Raw genomic sequence first — 24,876 nt, 5'->3', positions numbered from 1 at the left:
AATAATGGTGCGGAAGGAGAGACTTGAACTCTCACACCTTGCGGCGCCAGAACCTAAATCTGGTGCGTCTACCAATTCCGCCACTTCCGCAACTTATTCTGTAGTTATCAAGGTAATTGGTAAAAACCTAAATAACGTTGTTCATGGCAGGTCTACCTGGATTCGAACCAGGGAATGGCGGCATCAAAAGCCGCTGCCTTACCGCTTGGCGATAGACCTGCATTGCTCTGATAAAAAGAACACTTAGGAATGGTGGCTACGACGGGATTCGAACCTGTGACCCCATCATTATGAGTGATGTGCTCTAACCAGCTGAGCTACGTAGCCAAAACCATATTTTTTGCTCTCAACGCTTTGTTGTCTTGTCGTTGGGAACGGCGCGCATTATGCGAAGTTGAGTGAGATCCGTCAACAGTTTTTTTTAATAAATTTCGGAAAAAACCTCGTTCGCTTCCTTTTTAAACAAAGAGGCGTATTTATGATCTAAAACTGGAAATAAATTAGCTCGCAGTTAGGTAATTTATTTTTGCTCATTTACTTAAGGTATTAAAAAAGCCAGCTTAGCAGCTGGCTTTTAGTGTAAATGAAGTGTTTAAAATTCATTCATTTAATTAAACATTGAAGCGGAAGTGTACAACATCACCATCTTTTACGATGTAGTCTTTACCTTCTAGACGCCATTTACCTGCGTCTTTTGCGCCATTTTCACCATTGAATTGGATGAAATCGTCGTAACCGACTACTTCTGCACGAATAAAGCCTTTCTCGAAGTCAGTGTGGATCTTACCTGCAGCCTGAGGCGCAGTTGCACCAACAGGGATTGTCCACGCACGTACTTCTTTAACACCTGCCGTGAAGTAGGTGTGAAGAGTCAGTAGCTCGTAACCAGAGCGAATTACACGGTTCAGCCCCGGTTCTTCGATCCCCATATCCGCTAGGAATTCTTCGCGATCTTCATCTTCTAGTTCAGATAGTTCAGATTCGATAGCTGCACATACCGGTACAACGACGTTGTTTTCTTTTTCTGCGAACTCGCGAACCGCATCTAGATATGGGTTATTTTCGAAACCATCTTCGTTTACGTTTGCAATGTACATAGTTGGCTTCAGTGTAAGGAAGTTTAGGTAGCCGATTGCTGCTAACTCTTCTTTAGATAGCTCAACTGTGCGTGCCATGCCGCCTTCAGTTAGTACTGGTAACAGTTTTTCTAGTACTGTTAGTTCAAATTTTGCGTCTTTATCGCCGCCTTTTGCCTTCTTCGCGTTACGTTGAATCGCGCGCTCACAAGAATCAAGGTCAGCCATTGCAAGTTCAAGGTTGATCACTTCGATATCTTCGATAGGTGAAACTTTACCTGAAACATGAACAATGTTTTCGTTTTCAAAACAACGTACAACGTGGCCAATCGCGTCTGTTTCACGGATGTTAGCTAGGAATTTGTTACCTAAACCTTCACCACGTGATGCACCAGCAACAAGACCAGCGATGTCCACGAACTCCATCGTCGTTGGAAGAACTCTCTGTGGGTTAACGATCTTAGCTAGTGCGTCTAGACGTAGATCTGGCACAGGAACCACACCAGTGTTTGGTTCAATGGTACAGAACGGGAAGTTTGCTGCTTCGATACCCGCTTTAGTTAGTGCGTTGAACAGAGTTGATTTACCTACGTTAGGTAGACCAACGATGCCACATTTAAAACCCATGATAGTAACCTTATTCAGCTTTGAACGTGTGGAGGCGATTTTGTGCTTTAGATAGGCCATCCTTAATCAGGATATCTAGACAACGAACAGCCTCATCAGCTGCTGCATCTAAAAGCTCTTGCTCTTTAGCTGGCGCTTTACCTAATACAAAACCCGCCACTTTATCTTTGTGTCCCGGATGACCAATGCCAATGCGAAGACGATAAAAATCTTTGTTATTGCCCAGTTTGCTAATGGTGTCACGCAGACCGTTGTGTCCACCGTGACCACCACCTTTTTTAAACTTAGCGACACCTGGCGGTAAGTCTAGCTCGTCATGAGCGACCATGATCTCTTCAGGTTTAATTTGATAAAATTTCGCAAGCGCTGCGATCGATTTACCTGATAGATTCATGAAGGTGGTTGGGATAAGCAAACGGAGATCCTGGCCATTGACCATAATGCGTCCTGTTAGACCAAAAAACTTTGGTTCGTTCTTCAGTGTAACGTTGTGAACGCGTGCTAATTCTTCTACAACCCAAGCGCCCGCATTGTGACGAGTTCTGGCGTATTCTGGTCCTGGATTAGCAAGACCAACAAGAAGTTTGATTTGTTGACTCAAGGTTAGGATCTCTCTGGAATCTCAAAAAGCGCAGTATGATAGCACAGAATTCTCGCAGTGGGCGACCAAGGGATTTTCTGGTTATCAGTACAAATAAAAAACACCCCAAAGAGGGGTGCTTTTGAAATCAGTGTAACTGAAATGTTCGGATTAGTTGAACATTGCAGAGATTGACTCTTCGTTGCTGATACGACGAATCGCTTCAGCTAGCATGCGAGATAGGCTTAGTGTTGTCACTTTGCCTGTTGCAGCCATCTCTTTAGATAGAGAGATAGAGTCAGTTACGATAACTTGGTCAAGAACTGAGTTCTTGATGTTGTCCGCAGCGTTGCCTGAGAATACAGCGTGAGTAGCGTAAGCGAATACACGCTTAGCACCGCGCTCTTTTAGTGCTTCAGCTGCTTTACATAGTGTGCCACCTGTGTCGATCATGTCATCAACGATCACACAGTCACGACCTTCAACATCACCGATTAGGTTCATTACTTCAGAAACGTTTGCACGTGGACGACGCTTATCTACGATTGCGATGTCGATGTCGCCTAGTGCTTTTGCTGTTGCGCGAGCACGAACAACGCCACCTAGGTCAGGAGATACCACAACAGGGTTATCTAGACCGCGAGCCTGCATATCTTCAAGTAGCACTGGCGTGCCGAAGATGTTGTCTACAGGTACATCGAAGAAGCCTTGAATTTGCTCTGCGTGTAGGTCGATAGTTAGAACGCGGTCAACACCAACGTTAGATAGGAAATCAGCAACAACTTTTGCAGTAATTGGCACACGCGCAGAACGTACACGACGGTCTTGGCGAGCGTAGCCGAAGTAAGGGATAACTGCAGTGATACGGCCTGCTGAAGCACGGCGCATTGCATCAATCATAACAACCAATTCCATTAGGTTGTCGTTAGTCGGTGCACAAGTGGATTGAATGATGAAAACATCGCTACCACGAACATTCTCATTGATTTGAACTGCAACTTCGCCATCAGAAAAGCGAGAAACAGATGCATCACCAAGAGAGATGTAAAGACGATCAGCAATACGTTGGGCTAGTTCAGGTGTTGCGTTACCAGCAAATAGCTTCATATCAGGCACGGTGGAAACCTCGGGTTTGCGTCCAGTTTAAATAGGTCGGTGTGAGGCTGATTGGTATTCAGCCAAAGTCTCTTTTAATGGCGAAATATTGCGCCCTTGAGCGACAAATGCCGAGACTTTATCAGAGAGTTGTGCAAGGATAGTTTCTGCTTCAGATTTGCTCGAAAATTCAGCAAAAACGCAAGATCCTGTCCCCGTCAATCTTGACGGCGCGTATTGTAGCAGCCAAGAAAGTTGCTTATCAACCTCTGGGTAGAGCATTCGTACAATTTTTTCGCAATCGTTTACGCTTGGTGTATTTAAAAGTGTTTCTAGATCTCGTTTTGGGGTGTTTCGCGTTAGATCTGGATGACAAAAAACGTCGACGGTTGCGATAGAAACATTCGGTCTGACGACTAAATACCACTTTTCTTCGGGATAAGCGGGGGAGAGTTTCTCGCCAACACCTTCAGCAAAAGCTGCAAATCCGCGCACAAACACGGGCACGTCTGCGCCCAGTTTTAAACCAATTTCAGCCAGTTCATCGTCAGTTAGATTCAGTTGCCATAAGTAGTTCAGTGCCACTAATGCTGTAGCCGCGTTCGATGAGCCCCCACCAATGCCCCCACCCATAGGTAGCACTTTCTGTAGCTCAATATGCGCGCCAAAAGAGCAGTTTGAGTAAGCTTGAAGTGCGGTTGCTGCTTTCCATATTAGGTTGTCTTTTAGCGGAACGCCTTCGATTTCAGGGGAAATGGTGATCTCGCCAGACTCGTTGGCTTTGATGGTCAGTTCATCGCCGTGATCAACGAATTGGAATAAGGTTTGTAACTCGTGGTAGCCGTTTTCTGTGCGACCGTTGATGTATAGAAAGAGATTCAATTTAGCTGGCGATGGCCAGCGGGTTGAAAGTTCGATCATTGGGTGATGTTCCATTTTGTGATCACTAGATTTATTTTGACGTCAGCAGTGGTGAGTTTCAGCTTATTTGGCAGTGGTAGAGACTGCTCATGCCATTGAACGTCGCCATACCGTTGATAAGCAATACTCCAATCATTTAAACCAATTTGTTTGTTTAACGCTTGCAGTGTATTGGTTGGGGATAATTGGAATTTGTCGGCATCGGTCGGTAGGCCTAATAGCCAGTCAGGCATGTGTTCAACGGGCATCATTAACCCCGTAAGACGGTAAATTAGCTGGTTTGCACTGCGAGAGGAAAGGACCTGATCGTCGTAAGTTTCTACTGTGGCACCTTGTGGCGTGATGGTGAGCTTTAATGCCGTTTGACCAAGAATCGTTGTTAAACGTAGTTGACTGAGTGCTGAAGAATGTTTCCAGTAGAAATTTAAATTTTGTCTTTGGTCTGGGCCAATATAACCAAGTTTTCCCGTTGCTTGAAAATCTTGGATGGTCTCGAGTCGTTGCTCATGAGCTTGCCATTCAACGCTGGTAACACTTTCAGGAACGGAGGAACAACCAGCGAGCAGTAAGCTCGACAAGAAAAAAAGAATAAAGGAGCGTAACGTCATGTTTGATGGCTTATTAATCAGTTTCGTCGGGAATCGCTCACAACTATAGCATTGAAAAGTCGCAGTTAGGAAAACAAATCCGGCTTACCCTTTCAATAAATGCGTGCTTACAGTAAAATTCTGGACCTATTTTATAACCTATCCCAGAGATACCACGTTAGATGTCCTTGCTTGCTATTGGAATCAATCACAATACAGCGTCTGTCGACTTGCGAGAGAAGGTGGCGTTTGGTCCGGATAAACTCGGCCCTGCACTCGAGCAACTTAGAGAGCACGAAGCGGTTAACGGCAGTGTGATTGTTTCAACCTGTAACCGAACTGAGTTGTACTGCGATGTTAAGCAAGGAGCGCGAAATAAGTTAATCGATTGGCTTGCTCAGTTTCATCAAGTGAGCCGCGAAGATTTAATGCCGAGTTTGTATGTTCATGAAGAACAAGCCGCAATTAAGCATTTGATGCGCGTATCATGTGGGCTAGATTCTCTGGTGTTGGGTGAGCCTCAAATTTTGGGGCAGGTAAAACAAGCATTTTCTGACTCGCGAGATCATCAAGCTGTCGATGCTTCAATTGATAAACTGTTTCAAAAGACGTTCTCAGTCGCCAAGCGTGTGAGAACAGAAACAGATATCGGCGGTAATGCTGTGTCCGTGGCTTATGCCGCATGTACATTGGCAAAACATATTTTTGAGTCGTTATCTGATTCAACCGTGCTTTTGGTTGGTGCGGGAGAGACGATTGAACTGGTCGCGAAGCATTTAGCATCCAACGGCTGCACAAAAATGATTGTCGCGAACCGCACTAAAGAGCGTGCGCAAGGCTTAGCGGATCAATTTGGCGCAGAAGTGATCAGTTTGAACGAAATTCCTGAACATTTGGCGAAAGCGGATATCGTGATTAGCTCAACGGCGAGCCCATTGCCTATTATTGGCAAAGGTATGGTCGAAACGGCTCTGAAGCAGCGCCGACATCAACCTATCTTGTTAGTCGATATTGCGGTGCCGCGAGATGTAGAGTCGGAAGTCGGTGAACTGAACGACGCATATTTGTATTCGGTTGATGACTTGCAATCTATCATCGACAGCAACATTGAGCAGCGTAAAGTCGAAGCGATTCAAGCCGAAGCGATTGTTAGTGAAGAAAGCGCTGCGTTTATGACATGGTTGCGTTCACTGCAAGCCGTCGATAGTATTCGCGACTATCGCAAATCAGCCAACGAAATTCGTGAAGAGTTACTGAGCAAAAGTTTGCAATCTTTAGCGGCGGGCGCAGATCCGGAGAAAGTGCTGCGCGAGCTGAGTAATAAACTCACCAACAAACTGATTCACGCTCCAACTCGCGCATTGCAAAGTGCGGCAGAGCAAGGCGAACCAGCAAAATTAACGATTATCCGCCAGACACTCGGCTTGGATGATCTATAACTCACGCTTTTTATTAAGAAAACGACACTATGAAAGCCTCTATTCTGACTAAGCTAGAAACGCTAGTAGAACGTTACGAAGAAGTTCAACATCTTCTTGGTGATCCTGATGTAATTGGAAATCAGGACAAATTCCGTGCTCTATCAAGAGAGTACTCTCAGCTAGAAGAAGTAACCAAGTGCTTCCAAGCTTATCAACAAGCACAAGAAGATCTTGTCGCCGCTGAAGAGATGGCAAACGAAGACGACGAAGAAATGCGTGAAATGGCGCAAGAAGAAATCAAAGAAGCGAAAGCGACGATTGAGCGTCTTACTGATGAGTTACAGATTCTTCTTCTGCCAAAAGATCCGAACGATGATCGTAACTGTTTCCTAGAAATTCGTGCAGGTGCGGGTGGCGACGAAGCGGGTATCTTCGCGGGTGATCTATTCCGTATGTACAGCAAGTACGCAGAAAAGCGTGGCTGGCGCATCGAAGTGATGTCTTCAAACGAAGCTGAACACGGTGGTTACAAAGAGATGATCGCAAAAGTGAGCGGCGACGGTGCGTACGGCGTACTGAAGTTTGAGTCTGGCGGTCACCGTGTGCAACGTGTTCCTGCAACTGAATCCCAAGGCCGTGTGCATACTTCTGCATGTACCGTAGCGGTGATGGCGGAAATCCCAGAGGCGGATCTGCCAGAAATCAAAGCAGCAGACCTGAAAATTGATACGTTCCGTGCATCTGGCGCGGGTGGTCAGCACGTTAACACCACGGATTCTGCAATCCGTATTACCCACTTACCAACGGGTACGGTAGTAGAGTGTCAGGACGAGCGTTCACAGCACAAGAACAAAGCGAAAGCGATGGCGGTTCTTGCTGCTCGTATCGTTCAAGCGGAAGAAGAGCGTCGTGCCGCAGAAGTGTCTGATACACGTCGTAACCTTCTAGGTTCTGGTGACCGTAGTGACCGTATTCGTACCTACAACTACCCACAAGGTCGTGTGTCTGATCATCGTATCAACCTAACCATCTATCGTTTGAACGAAGTGATGGAAGGTGACCTGCAGAGCTTGATTGATCCTGTGATTCAAGAGCACCAAGCAGACCAACTTGCGGCGCTCGCAGAGAACGGCTAATCGATGAGCCAAGTTCAATCAATTGAGCAAGCACTGAAAAGTGCGACGGCGAAACTGGCAGAAGGCGGCAAAGAGTCGCCTTCTCTCGATGCAGCTGTACTCCTCTGCCATATCCTTGGCAAACCACGAACTTATCTACTGACCTGGCCAGAAAAAGCATTAGAAGCAGAGCAACAAGCAAAATTCGACGCTCTACTTGAACGACGTTTAACTGGTGAACCCGTCGCTTATATTATTGGTGAACGAGAGTTTTGGTCTCTACCGTTCAAAGTTTCTCCCTCCACCTTGATCCCAAGACCGGATACAGAACGTTTGGTCGAAGTTGCACTCGATAAGACCTATGAGCAAACAGGACCTATTTTAGATCTTGGAACGGGGACGGGGGCAATTGCTATCGCACTCGCATCTGAAATGCCAAAACGTCAAGTGATGGGCGTAGATCTCAAGCAAGAAGCGAAAGCACTTGCAGAGTACAATGCTGAGCAGCTAAACATCAAAAATGTGACCTTTGCTCAAGGCAGTTGGTTCGAGCCTATTGCAGAGGGTACGAAGTTTGCTTTAATTGTCTCCAATCCGCCGTATATTGATGAAAAAGATCCACATTTATCCCAAGGTGATGTGCGCTTTGAGCCAAAATCTGCATTAGTTGCTAAGGAGAATGGTTTAGCCGATATCCGCCATATCTCGGATCTTGCTCGTCAGTATCTTGAAGTGGGCGGTTGGCTGGCATTCGAACATGGTTATGATCAGGGTGATGCCGTACGTGAGATAATGCGTGGTTTTGGTTACCAACAAGTTGCCACGGAAAAAGATTACGGCGGTAACGATCGAGTAACGCTCGGTTGTTTTGCCTGTTAATCACGGAAGTCAGCAAACACTAACTAAAAAGAGAAGAAAAATGTACGTAGCTCTAAAACACATACACTTAGTGACGATTGCGCTCAGCGCGACACTATTATCGATCCGATTCGTGTTAATGATGATGAACTCACCGAAGCGAAATAATCGCTTTTTGAAAGTGTTTCCCCACATCGTTGATACTGCATTGCTAGTGTCAGGTATCGCGCTTATTTTCATTACTGGTTTCATCCCGTTTACTGATGCCGCACCGTGGTTAACAAACAAAATCACCTGCGTACTGGCGTACATTGCACTCGGTTTCTTCTCGTTGAAGCTTGCGAAAAACAACCTACTGAAGATATTTGGCTTTTTCGGCGCATTAGGTTGGTTGGTCATGGCTGCAAACATTGCTGTGTCTAAGAGCCCTACGTTATTTGGATAAGACGTCATGTTAGAGTTTTTTGACGAAGATTTTGACAATATACCGTTGGTGGAAGGTGCGCTTGAGCTAAACAAAGCGATTAACCCTGAAACCAAAGTACATTGGGCGAAACAAGAGTTAGAGCGTCTTTACAAAGATGCGGAAGCCACGCTTGTTCATGAAACGGATGAAGAGCAGCGATTTGATGCATTCCTACGACTGTTTTTCCATGAGTGGGGATTCAAAGGCGACGAGCAGGAATACTTTATTTCGGACAACAGCTTTATCGATAAAGTGTTGGAGCGCCGAAAAGGTATTCCGGTTAGTTTAGGTTCGATTTTATTATATCTAGGCAAAAAGCTGGGTTTCCCGTTGAAGGGAGTCACTTTCCCTACTCAGTTTCTGCTAAAAGTCGATTGGATGCATAAAAAGCCAGACTACATTAACCCATTTAATGGTGAGTATGTGGGGGAAAGAATTCTCCAAGCTTGGCTTATTGGGCAAGAAGGACCGTTGGCTCAGTTAAAGCCAGAACACTTTGAAGAAGCTGACAATCCAACCATTATTGGTCGCTGGTTAGCGTTGATCAAAAGCGCGATGTTACGTGAAGAGCACTACACGCTGGCGTTGCGTTGTACGAACCTTGCGTTAACCTTTGTGCCAGATGACCCATACGAGATTCGTGACCGTGGTTTTATTTTCCAACAGCTAGAGTGCCCTCAAGTGGCGGTGTCAGATTTTCAGTACTTTATTGACCAATGCCCTGACGATCCGGCTTCTGAGCTACTAAAATCACAAGTTAATGTGATGAGTGAAACGCACGTCACACTTCACTAATTTTATCGATGTGCCGAACTGTGGCGTATCGTGGACAGAAAAAGAGAATCAAAATGGAACAGAAAATCGTTAATATCGGCGACATTCAGGTTGCTAACGACAAGCCATTCACCCTATTTGCAGGTATGAACGTTCTTGAGTCTCGTGATCTTGCGATGCAGATCTGTGAGCACTACGTAAAAGTAACGGAAAAACTTGGCATTCCTTACGTATTTAAGGCGTCGTTTGACAAAGCAAACCGCAGTTCTGTTCATTCATACCGTGGCCCAGGCCTTGAAGAAGGTATGAAAATCTTCCAAGAGCTAAAAGACACATTTGGTGTGAAGATCATCACTGACGTTCACACTGAAGCGCAAGCTCAACCTGTCGCTGATGTGGTAGACGTTATTCAGCTTCCTGCATTCCTAGCTCGTCAAACTGACCTTGTTGAAGCAATGGCAAAAACAGGTGCGGTTATCAACGTGAAGAAACCTCAATTTATGAGCCCAGGTCAAGTGGGTAACATCGTTGAGAAGTTCGCGGAATGCGGTAACGACAAGATCATCCTATGTGAGCGCGGCTCTTGCCACGGTTACGATAACCTAGTCGTAGACATGCTTGGCTTTGGTGTGATGAAAAATGCATCGAAAGGCAGCCCAATCATCTTTGACGTAACGCACTCACTACAGATGCGTGATCCGTCAGGTGCGGCATCTGGCGGTCGTCGTGAGCAGACAGTTGAACTTGCGAAAGCGGGTCTAGCAACAGGCATCGCAGGTCTATTTATCGAGGCGCATCCAAACCCAGACCAAGCACGCTGTGATGGCCCATCTGCACTGCCGCTAGACAAGTTAGAACCGTTCCTAGCGCAAATGAAATCTCTTGATGATCTGATCAAGAGCTTTGCAGATATCGATATCAAGTAAACGCCAGATGACTGGTGAGCAAATGCAATAGCCAACCTCGTGTTGGCTATTTTTTTATCAGATGGCGCATCATTCTCAGCTTCTTGCTGTAAAGGCTCTAGGCCGCTTGGAATGTGCATCAGTGACTCCCAATAAGAAAAAAGGTAAATAAATGAAGCAGCGTCTGATTATTAAAACTGCGTTGAGTGCCGCTATTTTGGCCTCGTTAGCTGGGTGTGCTACGCAACCTGCACCAGAATGGAATGCCGATACAACCTATAAATTGACCGTGCTACACACTAACGATCATCACGGTCGTTTTTGGCAAAATCGATACGGCGAGTTCGGTATGGCAGCACGTAAAACGTTAATAGATGATTTGCGTGAAGAAATACAAGCAGAGGGGGGCAGTGTATTACTGCTTTCTGGTGGTGACATCAACACTGGAGTACCTGAGTCTGATTTACAAGATGCGGAGCCAGATTTTAAAGGCATGAGCAAAATTGGTTACGATGCGATGGCGCTAGGTAATCATGAGTTTGATAATCCATTGGATGTGCTTTTCAAGCAGCAAGAGTGGGCAAGTTTTCCGATGTTGTCTGCCAATATTTACGATAAAAATACTGGCAAGCGCCTATTCCAACCGTACGCGATGTTTAAAAAACAGGGTATTAAGATTGCAGTAATTGGTCTTACAACCGAAGATACAGCGAAACTTGGCAACCCTGAATTCATTGAACAAATTGACTTCCGTGACCCAAAAGAAGAAGCCAAGAACCTAATTGCTGAGCTGAAAGAAACGGAGTACCCAGACCTTATTTTTGCTGTCACACATATGGGACACTATGAGAATGGCAATAGAGGCATCAATGCACCTGGTGATGTAGCGTTAGCTCGTTATTTGAATGAAGGTGATCTGGATATGATTGTTGGTGGTCACTCACAAGAGCCGGTTTGCATGGAAGGTCCAAACGTCATCAAAAAGAGCTTTCAACCGGGTGATGAATGTCAGCCTGATCAACAAAATGGTGCTTATATTGTTCAGGCACATGAGTGGGGGAAATATGTGGGACGCGCCGATTACGAGTTTCGTAATGGTGAACTCTCGATGGTGAGCTACGATCTGATCCCAGTAAACTTGAAAAAGAAAATTAAAGTTGATGGTCAGTCGCAACGAGTTTTGATCCAAGAAGAGATTGAACAAGACGAAGCGATGCTTGAGTTTCTTCGTCCTTATCAAGAAAAAGGTCAGGGCAAGCTAAACGTGAAGATTGCAGAATCTAACGGTAAGCTTGAGGGTGACCGCAATGTGGTGCGTTACCAGCAAACTAACTTAGGTCGATTGATTGCAACGGCTCATATGGAACGTGCAAAAGCAGATTTCGCCGTAATGAATTCTGGCGGCGTTCGTGATTCGATTGCAGCAGGTGACATTACCTACAAAGATGTGCTGACTGTTCAGCCATTTGGCAATATGGTCTCTTACGTTGATATGACGGGCAAAGAAGTATTGGATTACCTAAATGTCGTTGCAACTAAGCCTGTCGACTCTGGAGCTTACGCGCAGTTTGCGGGTATTGCGATGAGTATCAATAATGGTGAGGTAACCAATGTGTTCATTGGGAATAAACAACTTCGCTTAGATGGTAATTACCGCTTTACCGTACCAAGCTATAATGCCGCTGGTGGTGATGGTTACCCTAAAATCGACGATCATCCAGGGTATGTAAATACAGGTTTTACCGATGCTGAGGTTTTGAAGGATTATTTAGAAACACATAGCCCTATTGATGTTAATGAGTATGCCCCTTCAGGTGAAATCACGTATTTAGTTGATACGGCGATTGATCAGTAACCCAACAGAGAAAAAGCGATTGACTCAAACTCGCTGATATCATTAACTAAAAGCGCAGAGCCGATTCAATCTGCGCTTTTTGTTTTTATGAGGAGAATCTTGATGACTCCGGCCATTAATCTTGCGAAAAAGAAAAAAATTCCACACACGATTCATCAGTATGAGCACGACCCTAGAGCCGATAGTTATGGCTTGGAGGCTGCTGAAGTACTGGGGCAGGATCCGAAAACAGTATTTAAAACCTTGCTGTTCTGCTTGAACGGCGAGCCAAAGAACCTTGCGGTTGCGATTATCCCTGTTGATCAAAAGCTGAACCTAAAACTGGCAGCGAAAGCAGCGAAGGGCAAAAAGGCCGATATGGCTGATCCGGAAATCGCGCAAAAGACCACAGGTTACGTTGTTGGTGGGATTAGCCCACTGGGGCAGAAGAAAGCCTTACCTACTTTTTTGCACGAAAGCGCAGCAGAGCAAGACACCATCTGTGTGAGTGCAGGTAAACGTGGTTTAGAAATCGAGTTAGCCCCGAAAGATTTGCTTGGATTAACTCGTGGTCAGTTTGCACCTCTTTGTTTGTAAACTCATGACAAATAAAAAGGACGCTCATGAGCGTCCTTTTTTGATCTTGCCTGTCAGAGAAGCGTTACTTACTTCTTCAGACTCAATGTACCACCGGTGCGTTTAGCTGGTTTGCTTGGCTTCGCGGCATTTGGGTTCATGTAATGCTGCTTAGGCTTACTCGGTGATTGAGGCTTGTTTGCTGAGTGCGTATTGCTCGATGCATCTGGTTTACGGTGTGATTTTCCATGCTCGCCTTGCGGTCTGCTACGTTCACCTTGTGGTTTCGCTTTGTAATGTTCTTTAGCTGGACGTCCGCCTTCATCGTCACGCTGACGACGCTTTTGTTGACCTTTTTTCGAGTTTGGAGCATGACGAAAATCGTCTGCGTTATTTCCGCGGTAGGTACGTGGCTTTTGATTTCGTCGAGATACCGAGTCTTGGTTTTCTTCACGGCTGTCATATAACTTCGCGTCGGTCGCTTTACGAATATTGCGGCCTTTTGAGTCAACACGAGACGCCTCTTCTGTACCCACCGAACCATCGCACATAGCAAGAATCTCAGCGACTTCATCGTCAGTTAAGTAACGCCATTTTCCGTTCGGAATACCGTCAAGAGAGATATTCATGATTCGAACACGACGAAGCTTAAAGACTTCGTAACCTAGTGCTTCACACATACGACGGATTTGGCGGTTAAGTCCTTGAGTGAGCACAATACGGAAAGAGAACTTAGTCTCTTTCGTTACCTTACAAGGTAGAGTGACGGTATCGAGAATCTTAACGCCGCTCGACATCTGTTTGAGAAACTCACCTGTAATCGGTTTGTCCACGCGCACAACGTACTCTTTTTCGTGGCTGTTGCCAGCACGGAGGATTTTGTTAACGATGTCGCCATCGTTGGTCAAAAAAATCAGACCATCAGAGGGTTTATCCAAGCGGCCAATCGGAAAGATACGTTTTTTGTGACCGATAAAATCAACGATGTTTCCAGGTACATCTCGTTCTGTTGTACAGGTGATGCCTGTTGGTTTATTGAGAGCGATATAAATCGGCTTCTCTTTTGCTGCAACTGGCTTACCATCCACACAAACATCATCACCAGGTAGCACTTTTGTACCCATTTCAGGCTTGTTTCCATTAATGGTGACACGACCTTGTTCAATCAGTCTGTCTGCCTCACGGCGTGAACAAAAGCCAGTTTCACTGATGAATTTATTTAATCGTTTAGCGTTGTCTTGTGACATTTTGGTCTCCTAACGTTTCACAACGGCGAATGAAGTTTCCTTCCCGTGAAAGGGAAGGAAGAATAAGGGCGGGCATTCTAGCATTAGGGTGAAATTTAGCCCAACCGTTTTTGGTGACGTTCGCGAGTTTCTAATTTCTTTTCCGCACTTTTTCTAAGTAGAACGTAAACGGCTCCGGTTCCACCGTGAAAGCGTTGCGCACTGTGCACGCACTGAACTTCCCTGATTTGTTGTAGCCAGCTGCTAACAAAGCTTTTCATTAGTGCTGGTGGATTTGAGCGTTCTCCTCGGCCGTGGACAATAACGACCGTTCGTATGTCCATTGATAGGCACTGTTTTAAAAACTTTACGACTTCATCACGAGCTTCTTTCAATGTTTTACGATGCAGATCTAGGCGTGCTTGGATTGGATATTTGCCAAGACGAAGCTTCCGGTAAACCCCGTCTTGTACGCCATCACGTTTAAACTCAACAAAGTCCTCTGGTTTCAGCATTTCTGCGTGATCAAGTGACAGGTATTCTGGGTCATCTTCTGTTAGCCAGATTGCCGCTTCTCTCTTGGCGAGCTGCGCTTCGGTTACTTGGTGTACTTTTTTGTGTTCGGCGGTGTCTTGAGTGATCGGCTTTACATCGCCCATCATCTGTTGGAACAGATCAAAATCGTCATCGTGAGACATAGTAGTAATCTCATTAAGAACAGGGAGGAATAATAGGATTATATCAATGAGTGGTGCATTGAGATCAAATAAAAAACCGGAGTAGGCAAGTAACCGACTCCGGTGCAAAGCGTTTCTAGAGCTAAGCGAGATCTAGTGAGGAGATTTGTCGTTCATGATCTTGTATATGAAGAAACCGCCGTAAAATAACATCAGACCAATTGCCCCAAAGATTACTATCATTGACGATAGACCCACTGCATTACCAAATAGGAGATCAAGCCAAAAGTCCATACGTTTCCTCCAAGATGTTCCCGACAGGCATAAAACTAAATGGCAGTGCCTTGTTGCACACTGATCTGGATCAATTATGTTGCTAAGGTTAATAAACTGTATTTTGTTGTGAGTTATCAGTCACATTTTACGTGCTAGTGTTCAGTTATTCATCAAACGAATTAAGACCTAAGGTTTTTTTGTAAAAAGCACTTGCGTCACAGTTCAGAATCCGTAATATACGCATTCGTTGACGGGGACAAGTCCTCAGTTAAACATCTCGGTGAATAGCGCAGTTTGGTAGCGCATCTGGTTTGGGACCAGAGGGTCGGGGGTTCGAATCCCTCTTCACCGACCATATTGAGAAAAAGGCTCTACAGAAATGTAGAGCCTTTTTCGTTTTTAGTGATATTTGTTTGGGACCTGCGGGGTGGGGGCTGGTGCGCCAGTCCGATGGAATGCCAGTCCAATCGAATCCCTACTTCACCGACCACTTTTAGAAAGCCTGCTCAATGAGCAGGCTTTCGTCGTTTTTAGCGTTAGTAATCTTAGACTTCAATAGTATCGAGCCAAATGGGTTCACCTGACGTTAGAATATGGCACTTCACCGACACGTATTGAGCGGAAGGCTCTACAGAGATGTAGGGCCTTTTCATTTTTTAGAGCGAGTAAATTTATTACTTGATGTCACACGAGATAGTGCTGATAGGAGTTTCAGAAGTTGTGAAGCAAACATAAGCGGTCTTTGGATGGTTTGGACCAACTTTGATGTAACCTGCTTTTAGTTCGTCTTCATCAAACGTGACAGAGTGAGATTTGCTCGAGCTTCCATCAAAGTAAACAGCTTCAAAGCCTTGATTCATCATATGTGCGACGCGATTTCGGGTATGGTTAGTGGAAAAAGTGATGTTCGCACAACGCATCATTGGTTTTTCGGTAATAAGAAACTGGCCACTCTCTTTATCTAATAGCCCGCCTTTTGCTTCCGGGGTTATATCAATAGCTTGAAAATTTTCTACGTTACATGACGGTTTAGCATAAGCAAGCGATGAAGTGAGCATCATACTGCTCACGCATAGGAATAAAGCTTTAAATTTCATATAAGTTATTATGTATCCACATAGGTTAAAGTCGTTTTAGCAGAGAGAGTAAACCATTGTCAGTGATCGTGATGCCTGGCTATTCATCATTGATGAGGCCGGCTGTCTTCAGATAAGTTTCTAAATATTGCACCTAGCTTGGCGGGTTTTACCGAGTGGTTTTATGTCAAAGCCCCTTTTTTTAAGCAGCTCAATCAGATTATCTTTACCAACTAAATGCAAACTGCCGACAACAACGGTATAGCTACCCGAACGTTGAGGTAGGACACTGCCAGTATCAAGCTTTTTTGCCCAATCTCGATTGCGCTCATATAAGAAAGCCTGATTAAAATCTTCTGTTGCTTGATCGGTTAATGATGCCTCAACCAACATGCTACCATCACCGCTCTTCCAACTTTCTATCAAACACTGAACCAATTCTTCCCCACCGTCATATTCTTCAATTGACGAGAGGAGCATCTCTTTACCACCTTCTGATTGACCTGCTATTAAATCAATTTGGAATTGCACGGACTCCAGTGGAATGACCGGGATTTGTTTTTTATCAGCGAGTCCTATTAAGTGCATGTCGACCCCTTTATCAGAGACATACCCCAGTTTGTTGACTAAAGCGAGTTGGATGGTTAATGCAGCCGTCCATGGTGGAGAATTTAAAAGTTGAGTTTCAGGCAACCCTAAATCTTGTGCTATCTCGACTAAGTGGCGACGTTGAGCCTTATCTAAAACATCTTTAGAAAGGATGGTTGTTTGTGGGTAAACCAAGCCTTCAGAGTTTCTGACATCTGCTTCGATAATCAACCCAGCGCTTTGGCTTAAGTGCTGAGTAATAGTTTTAGGGAGTGGGTACATCGTTTTATCGCCCACATGCACAGAGCCAATGATCATCAGCTCGGTTTCCCCTTTTTTTGCTAACCAATGTTGCGGTTCTGCATAAGAGGAAAAGGGAGCAAAGGCAACAAGTAGGGATGATATGAGTGTCAAGAGACGAAACATAGAATGGTCCTCAGGTAAGTACCTTTAAACTTTATACGCAAAAATGCTTGAGGTTAAGTGCAATTTCTCTAGTGGGGATATTCGACAAAATCGTCATTTCTAAAAATATTGACGAGTTTTGACGACGAATAAATGAGAGTCACTTCACGAAAGATAAATAGGTCATTCGCTTACTAATGGTTCACAAAATAATTAGGCGTGATCCAAATCTTACAAAATCAGTCGTAACTCATGAATATTAGTGACCTAGATCGCAGCAAACTCGTCAAAACAAGTTGTTCGATTTTGACGTGGCTTGTAACTTCATGAAAGTTAAGTTTTTATGGTTTTTGCTGAGTATCATTTTTTGAACTAGATCACTTCCTATTTCTATTTATTTTACGCTTAGAAATAACTGGTTGTATGTTGAATGCAACTGTTAGGCCCCTCGCATTTGAGGAGCCGCGATTTTTATCATTGTCGTTTTGAACCACTGACTTTTTTGGGGAAGTAAGATGTTTAAACCTAGTCTGATTGCTGTTTCTGTTATCACCACATTAGCAGGTTGCTCTGCTCTGCAAAGCTCTGAGCAACAAGCTGTAAATTCACTGGCTAATAACCTTGATATTCAATACCAAGTGTTGACTAACCACGGTGCAAACGAAGGTCTTGCTTGTCAGGATTTAGGAGCTGAGTGGGCTTCTTGTAACAAGGTGAACATGACGCTAGTTAACCAAGGTGAAGCGGTTAACTCAAAAGATTGGGCTATTTACTTCCACAGCATTCGTCTGATTCTGGATGTTGACAACGAGCAGTTTAAAATCTCTCGTGTAACGGGTGACCTACACAAACTGGAACCAACAGATAAGTTTGATGGCTTTGCGGCGGGCGAAGAAGTGGTACTTCCACTAATTGGCGAATACTGGCAGTTATTTGAAACCGACTTTATGCCAGGCGCTTTCGTGGCTGCACCAAACGCAGAACCTAAGATGATCGCTTCTCTTAACACAGAAGACGTTGCATCTTTCGTGACTGGCCTTGAAGGTAACAACCTAAAACGTACGCCAGATGACAACAACGTATTTGCAAACGCTGTGTCTCGTTTCGAGAAGAACGAAGACCTAGCAAAACAAGACGTATCAACCACGTTACTACCAACGCCAATGTCTGTTGAAGCAGGCAAAGGTACAGTAGATATCGCGGCGGGTATTGCGCTGCCTAAAGACGCATTCGATGCGACTCAATACGCAGCAATTCAAGATCGTGCAGAAGTGGTAGGTGTGGATGTTCGTGGTGATCTTCCTGTAAGCATTACTGTTGTTCCTGCAGACTTCACCGGTGAATTGGCAAAATCTGGTGCTTACGAGATGAGCATCAAGGGCGATAGTATTGCGATTAAAGCGTTTGACCAAGCAGGTGCTTTCTACGCAGTACAATCTATCTTTGGCCTGGTAGATAGCCAAAATGCTGATTCTCTACCACAACTGTCTATCCAAGATGCACCTCGCTTTGATTACCGTGGTGTGATGGTGGATGTGGCTCGTAACTTCCACTCTAAAGACGCAATTCTTGCAACGCTAGACCAAATGGCAGCGTACAAGATGAACAAACTTCACCTTCACCTAACCGATGATGAAGGCTGGCGTTTGGAAATCCCAGGCCTACCTGAGTTGACAGAGGTTGGCGCTAATCGTTGTTTCGATACACAAGAGAAAAGCTGCGTACTGCCTCAGCTTGGTTCCGGTCCAACGACAGACAACTTTGGCTCTGGCTACTTCAGTAAAACAGACTACGTGGAAATCTTGAAATACGCGAAAGCGCGTAACATTGAAGTCATTCCCGAAATCGATATGCCAGCACACGCGCGTGCCGCAGTAGTATCCATGGAAGCACGTTACGACCGCCTGATGGAAGAAGGTAAGGAAGCTGAAGCGAACGAATACCGCCTGATGGATCCTCAAGATACTTCTAATGTCACTACGGTTCAGTTCTACGATAAGCAAAGCTTTATCAACCCGTGTATGGAATCTTCCACTCGCTTCGTAGATAAAGTAATTTCAGAAGTGGCAGCAATGCACGCTGAAGCTGGGGCACCGCTAACGACATGGCACTTTGGTGGTGACGAGGCGAAGAACATCAAGCTAGGTGCTGGTTTCCAAGACGTTAACGCAGAAGACAAAGTAAGCTGGAAAGGCACGATTGATCTGTCGAAACAAGACAAGCCATTCGCGCAATCTCCACAGTGTCAGGCGTTAATCGCAGACGGTACAGTGAGCGATTTTGCTCACCTACCGAGTCATTTTGCACAAGAAGTATCAAAATTAGTTGCTGAGAAAGGCATTCCAAACTTCCAAGCATGGCAAGATGGTTTGAAATACAGCGAAGGTGAGAAAGCATTCGCAACAGAAAATACGCGTGTTAACTTCTGGGACGTTCTTTACTGGGGTGGTACATCATCAGTGTACGAGTGGTCTGAGAAAGGTTACGACGTGATCGTTTCTAACCCTGACTATGTGTACATGGACATGCCATACGAAGTTGATCCGAAAGAGCGTGGTTACTACTGGGCAACACGTGCAACCGATACGCGTAAGATGTTTGGCTTTGCACCAGAGAACATGCCTCAGAACGCAGAAACCTCTGTAGACCGCGATGGCAACGGCTTTACTGGTAAAGGTGAAATCGAAGCGAAACCTTTCTACGGTCTATCAGCACAGCTTTGGTCTGAGACAGTACGTAACGATGAGCAATACGAGTACATGGTATTTCCTCGCGTACTCGCAGCCGCAGAGCGTGCATGGCACCGTGCAGATTGGGAGAATGACTACAAAGTCGGTGTTGAGTACTCGCAAAACTCTAACCTAGTTGATAAAGCATCGCTAAACCAAGACTACAACCGCTTTGCGAACGTACTTGGCCAACGTGAACTGGCTAAGCTAGAAAAATCTGGTATCGACTACCGCCTTCCAATTCCTGGTGCGAAAGTAGAAAACGGCAAGCTAGCTATGAACGTTCAGTTCCCTGGCGTTGAACTGCAATACTCGTTAGACGGTCAAAACTGGCTGACTTACGCAGACAATGCTCGTCCAAGTGTGAAAGGAGAAGTGTTTATCCGCTCTGTATCGGCGACAGGGGAAAGAGCAAGCCGCGTAACTAGCGTGAAATAACCTTAATCTTCTCAGCTAAATTTAAGCAAACCCTCAATGTCATGTTGAGGGTTTCTTTATTTTTATGGGAAATTAAGTGTGACCAATGTCTGATTATTTTTCATTGATAAATAAGTTTTAGCTTGTAATGGTCAGGGTTATTGTGAACTGGATCGACTTAATTTTCTAAATGTCAATAAATTACCTGTTTATGATCACACTTCTATTTTTTGAATCATTATAGAAAAATACGGTAAGTGCCTGTATTTGCCATACTTTTATCAGGGTTGTTGAGCGTCGGTTTGAACAAGATCACTTTTTAAAATGTTTTATTTTCCATCGCGAATTAATTGGAACAATATTGCGATCGCCAAGGAGGCACATTCCAAAGTTTGCGATAAAAGGGAAGAGAAGCTCTTTAAAACCGTCGCATAACGTGAATAAATAAAGGCAGTAATTATGAAAAACATTTTTGCACTGAGCGCTCTTTCTCTCGCTTTCGCTTCTAGCGCTTTTGCTGGTTCTTCTTACGTAACAGGTAACGTTCAATTCCACGATGATGGTCGAATCCATGGTTCGGACGTTACGTCTACACTGGAAGCTGGTCATACTTTTGATAACCAATTTGGTGGCTTTACGGTTTACACCGAGTTTGATGGTATTCAGCTGGGTAAACTGGAAACAGAAAACGGTGGCGCGGGTAACACAACACCAGCAATCACTGTGGGTGGTGAGCAGTCATTTAACATTACCGATCATTTATGGGTTGCAGCGGGTTACCAACACTTGTTCTCTGCTGGCGAGAACGTACAGTACCGTCCATTGGTTAAGATCGGTTACAACTTCGATAACGGTATCTCGCTAAGTAACCGTACTCGTGCGCATATTGATGCGACAGACGCAGATGCGGATACAGATTACCGTATGGATAACCGTATTGGTTACGTGATGAATGAAGATGTGACGCTAAGCTACAACAACGTCTACATGATTGAAGCGGAAACGATGGACCACGAGCTTCGCGCAACGTGGACACGTAAAGGTGTTCAGCCTTACTTTGAGTTCCGTAGCCAAGCACACGGTGCAGAAAACGCAAGTGGTGATAGCCTAGTTAACAATGCGTTTGTATTTGGTGCCTCTTACGGCTTCTAATCTAATATCTGTCCATTAAGAAAAAGCCCAGCAATTGATTTGCTGGGCTTTCTTGTTATTTATCGTTGCCTTCGTGGTGGCTATATTCGAACACTTGGCCTTTTTCGTTAAACGCGTAAACAGTGTAGCTGTCTTTTTTATCGCCATACTCCATACCAGGGGAACCCATTGGCATGCCCGGTACCGAGAGCCCTTTTGCGTTACGTGGTGGATTTTCTAAGAATGCTTTAATGTCTTCGGCTGGAATGTGACCTTCGAACACATAGCCGTTGATTTCTGCTGTGTGGCAAGAGTAAAGCTGTTCGTTCTTGATGCCGAGATCGCGTTTTATGGCGTTCATGTCATCGTGCAATTTCTCTTCGACCGTAAATCCGTTCTCTTCCATGTGTTTTGTCCATTCACCACAGCAGCCGCAGTATGGCGATTTGTGGTTAATGACATCAGCTGCCAATACGTTGGCGGATGCGGTCGCAAGCATTGCAAAGGTCAATAATTTCAACTTCATAATAGCCTCAAATATAAGTGGTTATTTTACTGAAAAAAGTCGTAGTCGATTTGCATTACTAACGACAGTAATAGATGACAGCGCCATTGCCGCACCTGCGACAACTGGGCTGAGCAAAAATCCAAATGCAGGATAAAGTACGCCTGCGGCAACAGGGATCCCCAGTGAGTTATAAACGAAGGCTCCAAATAGGTTTTGCTTCATGTTTTTAAGTGTAGCGCGCGACAGTTCAATCGCATGTACCACCGCCATTGGTGACGTGTTAAGGATGGTCATTTGCGAACTTTCAATGGCGACATCACTGCCGCTACCCATTGCAATACCAAGGTTGGCTAACGCGAGAGCAGGGGCGTCGTTAATGCCATCCCCCACCATTGCCACAACATGGCCTTGGGATTGAAGTTGCTCAATGTGCTGAGCTTTCTCATCTGGCATTACTTGAGCGATTACTTCATCAATACCAAGTTCTTGACCGATAGCGTTGGCTACGTGTTGGTTGTCACCCGTCAGCATTACCGTTTTGATGCCTTGCGATTTTAATGCAGAGAGAGCGTGTTTTGCATCCGATTTGATTGGGTCAGCAATGGCGATCAGGCCGACTAACTCACCATCGAGCGCAACGGCAACCGGAGTCCATGCATTCTGAGCGCATTCGTCAATTGCATCCTGAAGAGCCTCTGTTGCAACGTTTTCCGCTTGCATTAATTGAAGCGAGCCAATAAGCAGCGGTTTACCTTGATACGTTGCCAAAATGCCGCGTCCGCGAACGTTTTCAAATTTATCGAGAGTCACTTCTTGTGTGTCGTGCTGATTAGCAAAGTCGCATACCGCTTTTGCTAGTGGGTGCTCTGACTGACGCTCGGCGGCGTACGCTAACCCCAACAGCTCTTCTTGGCTGGTGGTGTGAGTAAACACTTGCTGCACACTTGGTTTACCTTGGGTAAGCGTGCCTGTTTTATCGAACACAACCGTATCTATTTTACTCGCTAGCTGCAGGGCATCAGCATCTTTGATCAAAATGCCGAGTTCTGCGGCTTTACCCACTCCCACCGTGACAGAAAGTGGGGTTGCTAAGCCTAGAGCACAAGGGCAGGCGATGATAAGTACGGTTGTGGTGACCACCAGCATATAGCTCGCTTTTGGCTCTGGGCCAACGGCAAACCAAACAAGCGCTGCCAGTATTGCTATGCCTACAACGACAGGGACAAACACTGATGAAATCTGGTCTGCCAATTTCGCGATGGCAGGCTTACTGCTCTGAGCGCTGCGCACCATACGAATAATACGTGCGAGCATCGTATTTGCGCCGATTCCGGTAGCCTCTATAGTGAGAGAGCCGTCGGTATTCAATGTCCCTGCGGATACATGTGCCTCTTGTGCTTTTAATACAGGAACGGGTTCACCAGTTAGCATGGACTCATCAATGTATGATTCACCTTGAATCACAACGCCATCAACAGGCACTTTCTCGCCTGGTTTGATACGCAGTTTCATGCCTAACGTGATTTGCTCAACCGCGATTTTTTGGTCGCCTTGTTCCGTAATTACCGTAGCTTGCTGAGGTTGCAGGTTAATCAACGCTTGTAAGGAACGTGTTGTGTTTGCTTTGGCTTTTGCTTCTATATAGTGACCAAGAGAAATTAAGCCGATGATCATTGCACTCGCTTCAAAGTACACGTGGCGTGAAGCAAGAGGGAACCAGTCTGGGAAAATCACCACAAGCATCGAATAGAACCACGCTGCGCCAGTACCGAGAGCGACTAACGTGTCCATGGTGGCTCGCTTGTGAGTAGCCGCTAACCAAGCGTTACTGAAGAAGTGTTTCCCTGCTGTGGCAAGAAGGAGTAAACATACGATACCGATCGCGCCCCAAGCTAATTGGTCGTTGGTGTTGCGAATCATCATGTTGCCACCAGCAACCCCCCAAATCATCAAAGGGGCACCCACAACAAGGCCGGCAATTGCATCCAACTTAAAGCGTTTTTGCTGTTGACGTTGTTGCTGCGCTTGCTTTTCTTGCTGCGTCGCGGCGTCTTGTAAAACCTCGCCTTGGTAACCCGCTTGTTTGACAGATTGCAAAATAGATTGATGTAACGAATCTGAGTCTTCAGTCACAAACACCAGTGCGCTTTGTTCTGCGAGGTTTACCTGAGCTTTTTCAACCCCTTGTACATTAGTAAGGGCTTTTTCTACTGATGCGACACAGCTTGCACAGGTCATACCTTGAATCAACATCTGTAGTTGAGCCGTGCCTGCTGGTTGCTCGTCAGGCGTTGCTTGGTCGACTTTTTCGCTTTGGTATTGATCGGGAGTGATTGCCTTTTGCTCTTCAGCAACTGAGTTATCAGTAACAGCGCTATTGTTGGCCGTATAGCCCAAGCTGGCAACTAGCTCAATGACTTGTTGCTCGGAGAGTAGGGTACGAATCTCTAAGTGCGTTGTTGAAGCTTCGAAAGCAATAACGTCTTGATGAGAGTCTAATAAAGACGAGAGTTTTTTCACGCAGCCGCCACAGCTTAAGCCTGAAAGGTTTAATTCGTACTGATTTCCTGCTTGGTAACCAAGAGATTCAATTGATGAAACAAGCTCTTTAAGCGAGGACTCGGTTTTGACCTCGACTTGCGTTGGGGACAAAGTGAGGATCTCTACATCGTGATTCGCATGTAAAGCCTTCTCAACTTTTCTCGCACAGCCCATGCAGTTGAGCCCTGATAAAGGTATAACAAACTGATACATAATCTGCACCTCAATAATAGTGATACATTGAGCTTAAACCTTCCTGCAAGGGTAAGGTCAATACCCATTTTTTGCTCTCAACAATTTCGTCAAAATCGCTTGAATCACAAAAGTTCACTGCCATTTTACTTGCGAGTGATCTCAAGGTTTTTTCTCTCTGAATATAAAGTTCCGTTAAAACACCTAAAAGATGAATGAAGTCGCTCACGCTTTTAAGATGCTCTCAATGTCAGTTCAGTGTCAAGAAGTGCTTT

22 protein-coding genes and 4 tRNA genes are annotated in these 24,876 nt (G+C 45.2%); 11 read left to right on the top strand and 15 right to left on the bottom strand.

Going from position 1 to position 24,876, the window contains the following annotated elements; genetic code table 11:
* Positions 1-5 precede the first annotated feature (5 nt).
* The 8 genes from NB463_RS23900 to lolB form a co-directional block, all read right to left on the bottom strand.
* A tRNA-Leu gene (locus NB463_RS23900) sits at positions 6-90 on the bottom strand.
* 54 nt (positions 91-144) lie between these two features.
* Positions 145-219, bottom strand: a tRNA-Gln gene (locus NB463_RS23895).
* Between the two features lie 31 nt (positions 220-250).
* Positions 251-327, bottom strand: a tRNA-Met gene (locus tag NB463_RS23890).
* A 284-nt stretch (positions 328-611) separates the two neighbouring features.
* Positions 612-1,703, bottom strand: coding sequence for a redox-regulated ATPase YchF (ychF, locus tag NB463_RS23885; protein WP_005393178.1), 1,092 nt, complete (start codon positions 1,701-1,703; stop codon positions 612-614).
* Positions 1,704-1,713: 10 nt separating this feature from the next.
* The gene (pth, locus tag NB463_RS23880; protein WP_005384112.1) at positions 1,714-2,304 is read right to left on the bottom strand and encodes an aminoacyl-tRNA hydrolase; all 591 of its coding nucleotides are present in this window, start codon (positions 2,302-2,304) and stop codon (positions 1,714-1,716) included.
* A gap of 150 nt (positions 2,305-2,454) precedes the next feature.
* Positions 2,455-3,399, bottom strand: coding sequence for a ribose-phosphate pyrophosphokinase (locus NB463_RS23875; protein ID WP_005393176.1), 945 nt, complete (start codon positions 3,397-3,399; stop codon positions 2,455-2,457).
* A 27-nt stretch (positions 3,400-3,426) separates the two neighbouring features.
* Positions 3,427-4,299 (bottom strand): 4-(cytidine 5'-diphospho)-2-C-methyl-D-erythritol kinase, encoded by an 873-nt coding sequence (ispE, locus tag NB463_RS23870; protein WP_258430379.1) that lies wholly within the window; start codon positions 4,297-4,299, stop codon positions 3,427-3,429.
* A complete protein-coding gene (gene lolB / locus NB463_RS23865; protein ID WP_047009559.1) occupies positions 4,296-4,907 on the bottom strand; it encodes a lipoprotein insertase outer membrane protein LolB in 612 nt (203 codons plus the stop codon). The genes ispE and lolB overlap by 4 nt, the downstream gene beginning before the upstream one ends.
* Before the next feature lie 161 nt (positions 4,908-5,068).
* Between lolB and hemA the strand changes: the two genes are divergently transcribed.
* The 8 genes from hemA to ybaK all read left to right on the top strand — a co-directional run bounded on the left by hemA (position 5,069) and on the right by ybaK (position 12,856).
* Complete coding sequence (gene hemA, locus NB463_RS23860) at positions 5,069-6,325, top strand: glutamyl-tRNA reductase (protein ID WP_005384104.1); 1,257 nt, start codon at positions 5,069-5,071, stop codon at positions 6,323-6,325.
* Between the two features lie 29 nt (positions 6,326-6,354).
* A complete protein-coding gene (prfA, locus tag NB463_RS23855) occupies positions 6,355-7,443 on the top strand; it encodes a peptide chain release factor 1 (protein WP_005382222.1) in 1,089 nt (362 codons plus the stop codon).
* A gap of 3 nt (positions 7,444-7,446) precedes the next feature.
* The gene (prmC, locus tag NB463_RS23850; protein WP_074190989.1) at positions 7,447-8,301 is read left to right on the top strand and encodes a peptide chain release factor N(5)-glutamine methyltransferase; all 855 of its coding nucleotides are present in this window, start codon (positions 7,447-7,449) and stop codon (positions 8,299-8,301) included.
* Positions 8,302-8,341: 40 nt separating this feature from the next.
* On the top strand, positions 8,342-8,725 hold the full coding sequence (locus tag NB463_RS23845; RefSeq protein WP_005382225.1) for a SirB2 family protein: 384 nt from the start codon (positions 8,342-8,344) through the stop codon (positions 8,723-8,725).
* A 6-nt stretch (positions 8,726-8,731) separates the two neighbouring features.
* Positions 8,732-9,541 carry a SirB1 family protein gene (locus tag NB463_RS23840; protein ID WP_005384098.1) on the top strand — a complete coding sequence of 270 codons (810 nt, stop codon included), beginning with the start codon at positions 8,732-8,734 and terminating at the stop codon, positions 9,539-9,541.
* A gap of 53 nt (positions 9,542-9,594) precedes the next feature.
* Positions 9,595-10,446 (top strand): 3-deoxy-8-phosphooctulonate synthase, encoded by an 852-nt coding sequence (gene kdsA / locus NB463_RS23835; protein WP_005384095.1) that lies wholly within the window; start codon positions 9,595-9,597, stop codon positions 10,444-10,446.
* Between the two features lie 151 nt (positions 10,447-10,597).
* A complete protein-coding gene (ushA, locus tag NB463_RS23830; protein WP_258430378.1) occupies positions 10,598-12,280 on the top strand; it encodes a bifunctional UDP-sugar hydrolase/5'-nucleotidase UshA in 1,683 nt (560 codons plus the stop codon).
* A gap of 102 nt (positions 12,281-12,382) precedes the next feature.
* The gene (gene ybaK, locus NB463_RS23825) at positions 12,383-12,856 is read left to right on the top strand and encodes a Cys-tRNA(Pro) deacylase (protein ID WP_085342950.1); all 474 of its coding nucleotides are present in this window, start codon (positions 12,383-12,385) and stop codon (positions 12,854-12,856) included.
* 68 nt (positions 12,857-12,924) lie between these two features.
* Here ybaK and rluF read toward each other — a convergent pair whose 3' ends face one another.
* The 3 genes from rluF to NB463_RS23810 form a co-directional block, all read right to left on the bottom strand.
* Complete coding sequence (gene rluF / locus NB463_RS23820) at positions 12,925-14,082, bottom strand: 23S rRNA pseudouridine(2604) synthase RluF (RefSeq protein WP_006743334.1); 1,158 nt, start codon at positions 14,080-14,082, stop codon at positions 12,925-12,927.
* 95 nt (positions 14,083-14,177) lie between these two features.
* Positions 14,178-14,759, bottom strand: coding sequence for a DNA endonuclease SmrA (gene smrA, locus NB463_RS23815; protein WP_005393162.1), 582 nt, complete (start codon positions 14,757-14,759; stop codon positions 14,178-14,180).
* Between the two features lie 132 nt (positions 14,760-14,891).
* Positions 14,892-15,032, bottom strand: a complete 141-nt coding sequence (locus NB463_RS23810) for a DUF3149 domain-containing protein (RefSeq protein WP_005382236.1) — start codon at positions 15,030-15,032, stop codon at positions 14,892-14,894.
* A gap of 260 nt (positions 15,033-15,292) precedes the next feature.
* On the opposite strand from NB463_RS23810, the gene NB463_RS23805 reads away from it, so the two are divergent.
* A tRNA-Pro gene (locus NB463_RS23805) sits at positions 15,293-15,369 on the top strand.
* 319 nt (positions 15,370-15,688) lie between these two features.
* Here the strand turns inward: NB463_RS23805 and NB463_RS23800 are convergent.
* Positions 15,689-16,111, bottom strand: a complete 423-nt coding sequence (locus NB463_RS23800; RefSeq protein WP_046874287.1) for a hypothetical protein — start codon at positions 16,109-16,111, stop codon at positions 15,689-15,691.
* 120 nt (positions 16,112-16,231) lie between these two features.
* On the bottom strand, positions 16,232-17,104 hold the full coding sequence (locus NB463_RS23795; protein WP_104974396.1) for a TraB/GumN family protein: 873 nt from the start codon (positions 17,102-17,104) through the stop codon (positions 16,232-16,234).
* Between the two features lie 494 nt (positions 17,105-17,598).
* On the opposite strand from NB463_RS23795, the gene NB463_RS23790 reads away from it, so the two are divergent.
* Together NB463_RS23790 and NB463_RS23785 are read left to right on the top strand one after the other, a co-directional pair.
* Positions 17,599-20,250 carry a beta-N-acetylhexosaminidase gene (locus NB463_RS23790; protein WP_258430375.1) on the top strand — a complete coding sequence of 884 codons (2,652 nt, stop codon included), beginning with the start codon at positions 17,599-17,601 and terminating at the stop codon, positions 20,248-20,250.
* Positions 20,251-20,688: 438 nt separating this feature from the next.
* Positions 20,689-21,381 (top strand): oligogalacturonate-specific porin KdgM family protein, encoded by a 693-nt coding sequence (locus NB463_RS23785; protein WP_005382004.1) that lies wholly within the window; start codon positions 20,689-20,691, stop codon positions 21,379-21,381.
* A 55-nt stretch (positions 21,382-21,436) separates the two neighbouring features.
* Here the strand turns inward: NB463_RS23785 and NB463_RS23780 are convergent, their stop codons facing one another.
* Positions 21,437-21,886, bottom strand: a complete 450-nt coding sequence (locus NB463_RS23780) for a DUF411 domain-containing protein (protein WP_012842060.1) — start codon at positions 21,884-21,886, stop codon at positions 21,437-21,439.
* Between the two features lie 21 nt (positions 21,887-21,907).
* Complete coding sequence (locus NB463_RS23775) at positions 21,908-24,622, bottom strand: heavy metal translocating P-type ATPase (RefSeq protein ID WP_258430373.1); 2,715 nt, start codon at positions 24,620-24,622, stop codon at positions 21,908-21,910.
* Positions 24,623-24,876: the final 254 nt, after the last annotated feature.

The sequence above is a fragment of the Vibrio sp. RM-41-2B genome (assembly GCF_024744415.1).
GTDB classification, from domain to species: domain Bacteria; phylum Pseudomonadota; class Gammaproteobacteria; order Enterobacterales; family Vibrionaceae; genus Vibrio; species Vibrio diabolicus.
The sequence above is the reverse complement of the archived record's forward strand: the minus strand, read 5'-3'. Positions and strand labels throughout refer to the sequence as shown.